This window comes from Bradyrhizobium genomosp. I (2014) (genome assembly GCF_000261685.1).
In the GTDB taxonomy this organism is placed as follows: Bacteria; Pseudomonadota; Alphaproteobacteria; order Rhizobiales; family Xanthobacteraceae; genus Bradyrhizobium.
In genome coordinates, this window is record NZ_AJQE01000305.1 from 1 (window position 1) to 11,274 (window position 11,274).

At 65.6% G+C, this 11,274-nt stretch carries 11 protein-coding genes and 1 pseudogene; 6 read left to right on the top strand and 6 right to left on the bottom strand.

The window, feature by feature from the left end:
* Positions 1-269 (bottom strand): annotated as a pseudogene (locus IC50_RS28175) (extensin family protein); the annotation flags it as partial.
* Between the two features lie 64 nt (positions 270-333).
* Between IC50_RS28175 and IC50_RS28180 the strand changes: the two are divergent.
* The 3 genes from IC50_RS28180 to IC50_RS28190 all read left to right on the top strand — a co-directional run bounded on the left by IC50_RS28180 (position 334) and on the right by IC50_RS28190 (position 3,272).
* Positions 334-543 carry a hypothetical protein gene (locus IC50_RS28180; protein ID WP_035712445.1) on the top strand — a complete coding sequence of 70 codons (210 nt, stop codon included), beginning with the start codon at positions 334-336 and terminating at the stop codon, positions 541-543.
* 331 nt (positions 544-874) lie between these two features.
* A complete protein-coding gene (locus tag IC50_RS28185) occupies positions 875-1,642 on the top strand; it encodes a DUF2147 domain-containing protein (RefSeq protein WP_035712447.1) in 768 nt (255 codons plus the stop codon).
* Between the two features lie 274 nt (positions 1,643-1,916).
* Positions 1,917-3,272 (top strand): FecR family protein, encoded by a 1,356-nt coding sequence (locus IC50_RS28190; RefSeq protein ID WP_035712451.1) that lies wholly within the window; start codon positions 1,917-1,919, stop codon positions 3,270-3,272.
* 80 nt (positions 3,273-3,352) lie between these two features.
* Here the strand turns inward: IC50_RS28190 and IC50_RS28195 are convergent, their stop codons facing one another.
* Together IC50_RS28195 and asd are read right to left on the bottom strand one after the other, a co-directional pair.
* Complete coding sequence (locus IC50_RS28195; protein ID WP_035712472.1) at positions 3,353-3,940, bottom strand: NUDIX hydrolase; 588 nt, start codon at positions 3,938-3,940, stop codon at positions 3,353-3,355.
* Positions 3,941-4,003: 63 nt separating this feature from the next.
* The gene (asd, locus tag IC50_RS28200) at positions 4,004-4,867 is read right to left on the bottom strand and encodes an archaetidylserine decarboxylase (protein ID WP_035712453.1); all 864 of its coding nucleotides are present in this window, start codon (positions 4,865-4,867) and stop codon (positions 4,004-4,006) included.
* Between the two features lie 35 nt (positions 4,868-4,902).
* Between asd and IC50_RS28205 the strand changes: the two genes are divergently transcribed.
* Complete coding sequence (locus IC50_RS28205; RefSeq protein WP_035712454.1) at positions 4,903-6,567, top strand: aminotransferase class III-fold pyridoxal phosphate-dependent enzyme; 1,665 nt, start codon at positions 4,903-4,905, stop codon at positions 6,565-6,567.
* A gap of 221 nt (positions 6,568-6,788) precedes the next feature.
* Here IC50_RS28205 and IC50_RS28210 read toward each other — a convergent pair whose 3' ends face one another.
* The 3 genes from IC50_RS28210 to IC50_RS28220 form a co-directional block, all read right to left on the bottom strand.
* Complete coding sequence (locus IC50_RS28210; RefSeq protein WP_035712463.1) at positions 6,789-7,448, bottom strand: hypothetical protein; 660 nt, start codon at positions 7,446-7,448, stop codon at positions 6,789-6,791.
* Between the two features lie 126 nt (positions 7,449-7,574).
* Positions 7,575-8,264: a class I SAM-dependent methyltransferase gene (locus IC50_RS28215; protein WP_035712464.1), complete on the bottom strand. Its 690-nt coding sequence runs from the start codon at positions 8,262-8,264 to the stop codon at positions 7,575-7,577.
* Between the two features lie 34 nt (positions 8,265-8,298).
* Positions 8,299-9,351 carry a glycosyltransferase family 4 protein gene (locus IC50_RS28220; RefSeq protein ID WP_035712467.1) on the bottom strand — a complete coding sequence of 351 codons (1,053 nt, stop codon included), beginning with the start codon at positions 9,349-9,351 and terminating at the stop codon, positions 8,299-8,301.
* A 273-nt stretch (positions 9,352-9,624) separates the two neighbouring features.
* On the opposite strand from IC50_RS28220, the gene IC50_RS28225 reads away from it, so the two are divergent.
* Both IC50_RS28225 and IC50_RS28230 read left to right on the top strand, forming a co-directional pair.
* Complete coding sequence (locus tag IC50_RS28225; RefSeq protein WP_035712470.1) at positions 9,625-10,341, top strand: L,D-transpeptidase; 717 nt, start codon at positions 9,625-9,627, stop codon at positions 10,339-10,341.
* 112 nt (positions 10,342-10,453) lie between these two features.
* Positions 10,454-10,876 carry a c-type cytochrome gene (locus IC50_RS28230; protein ID WP_035712473.1) on the top strand — a complete coding sequence of 141 codons (423 nt, stop codon included), beginning with the start codon at positions 10,454-10,456 and terminating at the stop codon, positions 10,874-10,876.
* Positions 10,877-11,274 lie beyond the last annotated feature (398 nt).

Below are 11,274 nucleotides of genomic sequence, written 5' to 3' on the forward strand. Positions count from 1 at the left end.
AGCGCCTCGTCGGCAAAGCCATAGCTGCTCGAGGGTTCTCCGATGGCGGCGACCTTGAGCGGAAATTCGGCACCGCACATGCCCGGCCCGGAGATCGGATCGATGCGGACGAGATCCGGCCCCTCCTTCACCGCGCCCGATTTAAGGCATGCGGCTTCCGCCTCGGCCCGCCACGGTTCGCGTTCGGCCTGGAAGAAGCCGCGACCGCAACCCGCTAGCGAAACAAGGACGATGGAGCCGACGAGATACAAACGAACTCCGCGCGTCATGCACGCACGTTCGGTGAATTTACTTAAAGACTCTTCAACACGTTGATTTCAGCCTTCTTTAACCATGGCAGCCGGCGCACGCCCGGATGCAGGGGGCCCGATCGACAGCAAGCCTGACTTTTTCGGAAGCGGACTCTCTGTTAACCATGATGCTCGCGCGCAAAGCGGCGCGCCTGGAGAGAGCGACCTCATGACGTTCGCCGGCAGATTGAGCGTTGTCACCGCCTACCTCGCCATGGCCTTCGTCGGCGCCATCGTGCTCGGCGTGATCTAGAGGCTTCGGTCCACCACATCGAACGCTGCCACGCTGCCGTTCCCCCTTTCTCGCCCCGAGGGGAAGGTGGCACAGGCGGGCTTTGGCCGCCGTTCCTGGGAACGCCGACTGCCATCACGCGAGGCGCAAGCCGCGGCATCGGCGTCCGGCCCAGTGTCGCGACAACCCCATGCGGAGGAACCGGACCTGAATGTGCGCTGCCTCACCCTGACGCGCTCGCCCGTCGTGACGCTCATCACAGAACGCCTGCCCACGCCGGCGTAGGGTCGAACCACGTTTCATTGATCAGCGACATCAATCCAAACGGGATCACGCAACTTCGGAGGTTGTCATGAGCAAGCTCTCCATCGCCGCCACCGCGATCTTCCTCGCTTCGACTGCCGCCGCACATGCCGGCAATTCGATCTCGTTCCAGATCGAGGGTCAGCACATCCGCATCGAGACGCCGCGCAACTGCGCCTCGCTCAATTGCGTGACCATCGTCGCGCCGGGCCTCTCGGACAAGCCGATCAAGCTGAACGACATCAACCTCAAGGGCCTTGGTGGTTCCAAGGACGATGACGCCGACACCACGCCGGCTCCCGCGACCACGACGGCGCAGCCGGCTCCGGTGCAGCAGCAGCCCGTGCCGCAGGCGCCGGTGCAGGCGGCAGCGCCCGCCGCCCCGGCCGCGACTGTTGCCGCCGCTCCGTCCGTCGGCGTCGACAGTACGCAGCCTGCTCCCGCCGCTGCTGCTCCCGTTGCCGCGCCTGCTCCCGTCGTTGCCACTCCCGCGCCGGCCTCGGCTTCTGTTGCCGCCGCGCCCGTGGCGGCGCCGAACTCGCCGATCGGCCTGTGGGCGACCGAAGGCAACAAGGGCAATGTCCGCGTCGAGCAGTGCGGCGCCAATCTCTGCGGTTACGCCGAGAAGACCAATGCGCGCATTCTGATCAACATGAGGCCCGACGGCTCGAAGTGGAGCGGCCGCATCCACGATCCCGACTCCGGCCGCAACTACGACTCGACCATCGCGATGAAGGGTCCGAATGCGATGCGCGTGCAGGGCTGCGCCTTCGGCGGCATGTTCTGCGGCGGCCAGACCTGGAAGCGCGTGAGCTGATACCGAAGGTATCATCTCAGAAACATGCACAATCGTTCGTCATGCCCGGGCTTGTCCCGGGCATCCACGTTCTTAGTGCTGCGCATCAAGGCGTGGATGGCCGGAACAAGTCCGGCCATGACGCTGTGGAGATACCTCGCCCCAAGCTAGCGCTGCATGCCGTTCGAACATTCGCCGCTCCCATGCGACACACGTTCATCCGCCATTCAGCTGTATCGAGCTGATATCGGCCGATCCCGCCTCGCGTTTTCACCGGAACTTCCCCGTGACTTCATTGGTGGCTTGGCGCCGCTTCGCGTTCGCGCTTGCCCTGCTGGCCTTGCCGCTGGCAGGCAGCAGCGTGGCTCGTGCGTCCGATATCGTGGAGCTTGCACAGGCACAGCCGATAGCCGCCCCGTCCCCGACGGCCTCACCGACACCGTCTGCGGACGCACAGCCCGCCGCCGTCGAGCCGATCGGCAACGTCGCGACGGTGACGGGGATCGCGACCGTGATCCGCGATAGGAACTCCTATCCGCTGCGCGTGCGCGACGACATCTATCTCAACGACATCGTGCAGACCTCGTCGAACTCCTCGCTCGGCATCACCTTCAACGATGCGACCACGTTCAATCTCTCGGCCAGCGCCAGGATCGCCATCGACGATTACGTCTACGAGGACGGCGGCAGGCAGAACGCCGCGATCTTCGACGTCGGCAAGGGCACGGTTGCCTTCGTGGCGGCAGCGGTGGCGAAGACCGGCGACATGAAGATCACGACGCCGACCGCGACGCTCGGCATCCGCGGCACCACCGGCGTCGTCGAGGTGCCGGAAGGCGCGGCGGCGCGCAGGGCTAGCAACGTCAACATCAAGCTCTATCCCGACGCCGACGGCCGGGTCGGCCACATCGACGTCGACGACCGCAGCAGCGGCACGCGGCTCGGCGCACTGACGCAAGCTTCGAGCGGCTTTGCGATCCGGCCTGACGCAAGCGGCGGCGGCGTCATGCGCTTTGCCGCGGTACCGATCGCGATTCCGGCGCAGCAGATCGCGCGCGACCGCGGCTTCGTCAGCCAGGTGCATCTGGCGCAATCCACGGGCCGGCGGATCGTCACCGAGCAGCGCGACTTCCGTCGCGCCAATCCGACCGCGAGCCCACGCATTCCTCGGCCGGCACAGCAGCAGCAATTGCGGCCGGCCGCGCCAGGTCAGCAACCGCAGCGACCGAACGGTCAACCCGGTCAGAACAACCGTCCGGGTCAGCAGCAGCCGGGCACGCCGGGGCGGCAAGGCGCGCAGCAGCCGCCGCAGCGGCAGGGACAAGGTCAGCAAGGCGGCGCGGTGCAGCCGCGCACACCGCGTGCGGGCCAAGGACTACAACAAGGGCGACAGCGAGGCCGGCAACAGGATCAGCCGCAGCGCGGTGGGCAGCTTCACCCCGGAGGAATCGTGCCGCCGCAACCGGGCGGAACGCAGCAAGCAGGCCCGCAGCCGCAACTGCCGCGCGCCGGCATGCAGCCGGGCCAGCCGCCCGCGGTTCAACCGCTCGGCATGCAGCGCTCCGGCAGATTCCAGCAGCGCCCCCCCGCCGCACAACGCCCTGCAGCGCCGCGCAAACCGGCGCCCGCTCCGAAGAAGGAGCGCCGGTGACGCCTTGGTGGGAGCGAGACCCGCCCAACCGCATGAACTCGCGGATGTATCCTCGAGTACAGGCGGGCTGCGACCAGACCTCACGCCTCGCCGCGCAACCAGGCCTTCACTTTCTGCAACAGGCCGTGCCGCAGCTCGTCGACGGAAGCTGCTTCCGCGGGTGTCAGCGTCCGCAACGCTGCATCGATATCATCGTTCGCCAATGCCGACGCCCGCTCGGGAATGTGCGTCGGCGACGGCACGGATGCAGCCACCAGCCCTGCCGCCTCAAGCGCGATCGGACCGACCTGGTTGAGAAACGCGCGCTCATATTCACGCGACAGCCGCCCGATCGCATCGTCCAGCGTCAGCCAGTCGACCGCCTTGATGTCGTTCATCAGCTTGCGGACCGGCCCGCCGTCGGCCTCCATCCGCCAGAAATGCACGACCTTGGAGCGTCCGCCGGACTGATAAACGAGCGTGCCCAGAAATTCGTGCACGGCAACGTCGTGGCCGGTCTCCTCCAGCACCTCGCGGTGCGCGGCTTCCTTCGGCGTCTCGCCGTCGTCGAGCTTGCCCTTGGGCAGAACCCATTCGTTGCGCTTGCGCTGGCGCACGACCGCAATCAGCGGCGCAGAGCCACGCCGCAGCACAATACCACCCGCCGCCATCACCGGCGCCCGCGCCATCATTCACATCCAGATCGTTATCCCCGGAAGACGATATAGGCAGCGGGCACGGCGGATTGAAGGCTAGTTTTTCCTGAGCAGCGCCTGGCCTGCGCGAATGCGCGTGCCCTCGGCGATGCCATCGCAGAAGGTGAAATCGCCGGGCGCGAGGATGATGATGGTCGAGCCGTGCTCGAACCAGCCGAGTTCCTCGCCCTTGGCCACGCTGACGTCGCAGGGGAAATTGACCGGGCCGCGTGTCTGCGCGTTCAGCACCATGTCGAGAAAGTGCAGGCGGATGCTCGCGACCAGGATGGCCGCCACCGGCACCAGCGTCACGGCCTCGCCGCTCGAAAGGTGCGCGCGGATCACCGCGCGCTCGTTCTTGCAGAACAGCCGTTCGACGCGCTTGAGCGCGATCGGGTTGACGTTCCAGACATCGCCATGGATCAGCGTGACGCGTTCGATATGGGCGTCATAGGGCGCGTGGAAGCGATGATACATGCTCGACGTCAGCCGCAGCGTGAGGAAGGAGCCGTTGCGGTGCTGTTCGACCAGCGCGGAGTCGCCGACGAGATCGAGCAGCGAATAGGGCGCGCCCTTGACCTGGAACAACTCGGTGTCGGCGATCTTCCCGTGGGCGCCGACGATGCCATCCGACGGGCTGGCGACGACAGCCGGGTCCGGATCGAACGGCCGCAGGCCCGGCTTCAGCTCCCGGGTGAAGCAGTCGTGCAGGCTCTTGAATTGGGTCTTTCGCGCCTCCGACAGGTCGAGGTCGGAGAACAGCTTCCACAGCGCGATCGAGAAGTCCCGCACGACAGGATTCTCGATCTTGGAGAACCAGCCCATGAAGCGGGTCAGGGCGGCGCGGGGGATGCGGTTGGTCAACAGGAAGTTGAGGTCTTCCTGCTGGGTGAAAGAAGCGATGAGGGCTTTGACTGTCATGAATCTGTCAGCTCGCAGGGTTAGCGCTTGTTGTCATGGAAACGACACTCCCGATTCTCTCGATGTCCGTGGCCGCCGCAGCGTCCGCTGCCGCCGTCCTTCCGAAGCTCAAGGCGCGGATCGAACTCTCGCGCGCCAAGCACCGCTCGCTCGCCGGGCACTCCAAGATGTCGCGCCGGGTGGCAAAGCTGCTCCCGTTCTACGAGTTCGGAGAGAACGACTACTTCGCCTGCGACGGCGCGCCCGCGAACATCGCCGCGCGACGCAAGGACGGCTTCTTCCGCCTCGCCCGCCTCTACGCCGAGCGCTACCCCAGAGGACGCGCGATGACCAAGGAGGCGGCCGAGAAGATCTCCGACCTGAACTTCACCGAGAGTTATCGCGTGCCGTTCCAGTTCTCGCGGCTCGTCCGCGAGCATCTCGGCACCTCGACCTTCATGGAATCGTCGAGCGGCGTCACCGTCACCGATGTCGACGGCAACAGCTTCTACGATCTCACCGGCTCCTACGGCGTCAACATCTTCGGCAACGACTTCTACAAGGAGTGCATCGAGGGCGCCGAGAAGCGGGCGCATGCGCTCGGACCGGTGCTCGGCCCCTACCACCCCGTCATCCTCGATAACGTGACGCGGCTCTGCCGGATCTCGGGCCTTGACGAGGTCTCCTTCCACATGTCCGGCACCGAGGCCGTGATGCAGGCGGTGCGGCTGGCGCGCTACCACACCGGGCGTACGCATCTCGTTCGTTTCGCCGGCGCCTATCACGGCTGGTGGGGCGACGTGCAGCCCGGCGTCGGCAATCCTATCCCTGCGCACGAGACCTACACCCTCGCCGAGATGTCGGAGAAGACGCTGCACGTGCTGAAGACGCGCAAGGACATCGCCTGCGTGCTGGTCAATCCGCTCCAGGGCCTGCATCCCAACGCCAACGCGCCCGGCGATTCCTCGCTCGTCGATTCGTCCCGCGGCGGCAGTTTTGACAGTGCGACGTATACGGAGTGGCTGAAGAAGCTGCGCGAGGTCTGCACCGAACGCGGCATCGTCCTGATCTTCGACGAGGTCTTCGTCGGTTTCCGCCTCGCCGCCGGCGGTGCCCAGGAATATTTCGGCGTGCGCGCCGACATGGTGACCTATGGCAAGAGCCTCGCCGGCGGCCTGCCGGTGGGCGTGGTCTGCGGCAAGCGCGAATTGATGCGCCGCTTCCGCGACGATCGCCCCGCCGACATCTGCTTCGCCCGCGGCACCTTCAACTCGCATCCCTACGTCATGACGGCGATGGACGAGTTCTTGAGCCGGCTCGCCAGCCCCAACTTCCACGCAATCTATGACGGGCTGGAGGCGACCTGGAACGGCCGCGTTCAAAGGCTCAACCAGATGATGGAGGGCGCCGACCTGCCGGTGCGGTTCGCCAACTTCTCGTCGATCTGGACGGTGAAATACACCACACCGTCCCGCTACAACTGGATGCTGCAATATTACCTGCGCGCCGAGGGCCTGGCGCTGAGCTGGGTCGGCACCGGACGGCTGATCTTCAGCCTCAATTACACCGACGCCGACTTCACCGAAGTCGCCGAACGCTTCGTCCGCGCGGCCGAGAAGATGAAGGCCGACGGCTTCTGGTGGCACGACGGCGTGCTCACCAACAAGCAGATCAAGCGGCAGATCCTGAAGGAGATGCTGGCCAGGCGCTTCGGGCGCTGAGGCCGGTTCTCTCCACATAACCACTGTCATTCCGGGGCGGCTCGAAGAGCCGAACTCCGGTGCGCAATTGCGCACCTGAGAATCTCGAGATTCCGGGTTCGATGCTTCGCATCGCCCCGGAATGACGGCGCATATCAAAGCCCCCAACACGTGGATGCCCGGCGCGAAGCCGGGCATGACGTAACCATCAGACATCGGAGTGTGGTGTCTACGCAGCGTGCTCAGGCGTGCTGCTCTTCGAGCGCGGGCTCGCCGATCAGGCCCAGCGTGTGCTCGGGGTTGAGGTGCAGGCCGGGGTCCATCAACTCGCCGCGCATGAGGGCGAGCGGAGCGCTGCGATAGAGCATCAAATCGTGGAACGGATCGGTCAGGATCTTGGTCATCCAGACGAGGCCGGTCTCGACGTCGCGGATGAAGAACAGGTGCACGGTGCGGAACAGCAGTCCGCCGCCGCCGACCACGAGCCATATCTTGGCGACCTGGCGCATGAAATCGGCCGCGCTCGCCCAGGGCGTGAACAGGCCGAACAGCGTGGGATCGGCGACCAGCACCAGCGGCGAGAGCGCCCAGATCGCCATCAGCACCACCTTGCGCTGCAGGTTGTAGCCGACCTTGATCTCTTCCTTGTGCTCGTGGGTCGCCTGGTTGATGTGGTCGTAAGTGTGCGGCTCGAAGAAGAAGTGGCCGGCCTGTCGCGAGGTCATCGAGACCAGCCAGCCGACCAGCGCGGAGATCACGGGATCGATGAACAGCCAGACATAGGCGAAGAGGAAGCTCAGCGCGCTGACGAAGTGCAGGCTCTGATTGATGCGGCTGTGGTGATAGTAGCGATGGTCGTCCCAGCGCTGGATCCGCAGCTGCTCGAGGTAGTTCTTGATCATGCTCTCCCCCAAAATGCTTTCGGGTTCAGGATTTACAGGAATTCGATGTAGTCCGTGTGACATCATCATTTTGTCATGTGACGATGTGCAGCGGCGCAATGACGCCCGCGAATGCGCAAGCAGCCCTTAAGCCGCCTTGGCGACGTCGACCTTGCGGAAGCGCACCAGCGAGAAGTGTCCCAGCGGCGGAATCAGGCGGCGCTCGGCGAGCTCGATGCCGTTGGCGCCGGCGAGCCACCTGGCGTAACGCGACCAGGCGAACTCGGCGGTGCGGAAGCCGAGCGGACGCACCACCGGCTGCAGCTTCTGCTCGATGAAGCGGCGCATGCCGGTGTCGGCGCTGACGCGGGTGAGGATGATCAGCTCGCCGCCCGGGCGCAGCACGCGGGCGAATTCGTCGAGCGCCTTCTCCGGGTTCGGCACGGCGGTGACGACATATTGCGCCATCACGACGTCGAAGGAATTGTCGGGGAATTCGAGCTTCTCGGCGTCCATCACCGCGAGGCCCTCGACGTTCTTCAGCTTCTGCTCCTTCACCCGGCGGCGCGCCTTGTCCAGCATCGCTTCCGAGATGTCGGTGCCGAAGATGCGCAGGTTCGGCGCATAGAGCGGCAGCGAGATGCCGGTGCCGACGCCGACCTCGAGCACACGGCCGCCGATCTTGTTGGTGGCCGCGATCGCCGCCTGCCGCCCCTTGGCGAACACGCCGCCGAACACGAGGTCGTAGACCGGCGCCCAGCGGTCATAGGCCTGTTCGACCGTGCCACGGGTGAGGTCGAGCTGCTGGGTGCCGTCAAGGTTCATGATCTTAGCCATCGATGTGGTTTCTCGCTGTGGTTCGAATTGACGATCAGCTGCGCACCGGCCGCCGCGCCATGATCGGCGAGGCGCGCAAAGCGCGGCTGGGCTGAAGGGAGGTGAGATTGCCGACGAACTGGCGCGCGCTGTTCTCCCAGGAGCGCTCCAGCGCGAAATTGCGGCAGGTCTCGCGCGACATCGTGAGCGCGCGCAGGCACGCGGTGCGCAGATCGTGGTCGATCGCGCCGATCGGGTGATCGGCAATGACGTCCTTCGGTCCCGTCACCGGAAACGCCGCAACCGGCGTGCCGCAGGCGAGCGCCTCGAGCTGCACCACGCCAAAGGTGTCGGTCAGGCTCGGAAACACGAAGACGTCGGCAGCGGCGAGATGCGCGGTGAGATCCGCGCCCTTCTTCTCGCCGAGGAAGACCGCGTCCGGATATTTCTTTTCGAGCGCCGCCTTCTGCGGCCCGTCGCCGACGACGACCTTGGTGCCGGACAGATCGAGCGAGAGGAAGGCTTCGAGATTCTTCTCCACCGCCACGCGGCCCATGGTCATGAAGATCGGCCGCGGCAGGTCGAGCCTGGCCGGAGAATCGGGATGGAACAGCTCGGTGTCGACGCCGCGGGTCCAGAAGCCGAGCCGCTTGAAGCCGCGCTCGGACAGCTCCTGCCGCAGCGACGGCGTCGCCACCATCGTCATGGCGGCGGCATCGTGGAAGTGGCGCAGCACCGCATAGCCGACGGCGGCCGGGATGCCGGTCCGCACCGCGACATATTCCGGAAAGCGCGTCGTATAGGAGGTGGTGAAGGCGAGCCCGTTGCGGCGGCAATAGGCCCGCGCCGCCCAGCCGATCGGGCCCTCGGTCGCGATGTGCAGCGCGTCCGGCGCCGCCCTCTCGATCCGCCGCGCGATCTCCTTGGCGCTCGGCAACGCAATGCGCAAGCCCGGATAGGTCGGCAGCGGCCAGGACGGAAAGCCGTCCGGCGTGAGGAACTCGATCTCGACGTCGAGGGCCTTGGCCGCGTTCGCCAGCGAGGTCAGCGTCCGCACCACGCCGTTGACCTGCGGATGCCAGGCGTCAGTCGCGATTAATACCCGCATGGGGAAATTCCGAGAGTTTGATGATTCTCAGGCATCGACCATCAACGAAGGATATTTCAGGCGTGTGACGTCACAGAAGTGTCGGCGTGCTGTTTTGTTCGTTAACGGGCTCGCGGAGCCACGAAACTGTCATGAAACAATCCTTGCCGCGACGAAACCGTTTTCGGTTTTCCGCGCAAATGTCCCGAAACGCTTTGCCGTTAAGACTTTGGGCAACGGAGCACCGAAACGGTGCCGCGGTGAACGGAAACACCGAGCAAACAGGGGCGACCAATGTTCAATCTGGACACGTTCAAGACGTTTTCGCGCGCCGTTGCGCTCAGCGCAGCCGCGATCTCCGCAATCGCATTCACAGGCGCAGCCAATGCCGCGCCCGTGCAGCTTTTCCCTCTCTTCCAGCCGCTGCCGCCAATGGCCGCGCCGCAGCCGATCCAGCCCTATCAGCCTTATCAGGCAACGCCTTACCAGGCCGCGCCGTCGGAAGATCAGGATGCGGTCGAGATGCCGGCCCGCTTCCGCCGCCAGACCGTTTCCTATGCAACGCGCGAGGCGCCGGGCACGATCATCATCGATACGCCCAACACCTATCTCTATTACGTGCTCGGTAACGGCCAGGCGCTGCGCTACGGCATTGGCGTCGGCCGCGACGGCTTCACCTGGTCCGGCATTCAGTCGGTAAGCCGGAAGGCCGAATGGCCGGACTGGACCCCGCCACCCGAGATGATCGCCCGCCAGCCCTATCTGCCGCGCCACATGGCCGGCGGCCCCGGCAACCCGCTCGGCGCCCGCGCCATGTATCTCGGCGGCACCATCTACCGCATCCACGGCACCAACGCCCCCGAGACCATCGGCAAGCGCGTCTCGTCCGGCTGCATCCGCATGACCAACGACGACGTCACCGACCTCTATTCGCGTGTCAACGTCGGCACCAAGGTGGTCGTGCTGCCGATGACCGAGCGCAGGGCCCAGCTCGGCGCTGTGACGCGCTGAAGCGACAGGACATCGTGACGCAAACGGCCCCGGAACCCGCCGGGGCCGTTTTCGTTTGCCCTCGACATCCCGACCCGCGCTCGCTGCGGTGCGGGCCCGGACGGAGGCGCCGATGCAATCACGCCTGCAACTATCGTCGGGCACACGGCTGCGCGTGATCGCCGCCGCCGGAGCGTTGACACTGCTCCTCGCCGCGCCCTCCTCGCTGGCGCAGCAGCCGGCGAGCGACGACACCGGCCAGCAGGCCTTCAACAATTCCTGCCGCACCTGCCACTCGGTGAAGGAAGGCGACAACCGCCTCGGTCCCAACCTCAACAAGATCGTCGGCCGCAAGGCCGGCGCACTGCCGGACTACAACTACTCGCCGTCGATGAAGGACGCCGGCTTCGTCTGGGACCAGGACAAGCTCACCCGCTTCATGGTCAAGCCGGACGAGGTGGTGTCAGGCAACAAGATGCAGCCCTATGGCGGTGTCTCCGCGGAGGAAGCGGGGAAGGTGTTTGCGTATCTGCTGGCGGCATCAAGCTCGCCATAACGGCGCTGGCGCCGTGTGTTCTGGCTGCGTTGGAAATCGCGGCCCATCCTTCGAGACGCCCGCTTCGCGGACTCCTCAGGATGAGGGCAGAGTCCGCGGCTAGTCAGTCCGAAGCGCTTGCACCAAGCCGCCAGTTAGCCTCATCCTGAGGAGCGCGCCCTTGCGCGCGTCTCGAAGGACGAGGCGTTCACGATGACAGACGGCGCGTACCTCTACATTCTCAGATGTGCCGATGGCAGTTATTACATCGGCACAACCCGCATCGCGCGGATCACATCATCCTTCGAGACGCCCGCCTGCGGCGGGCTCCTCAGGATGAGGGCGCAGTGCGCGGCTTGCAAGACAGTCGTTGAGCCTCATCCCTGAGGAGGCCGCGAAGCGGTCGTCTCGAAGGACGA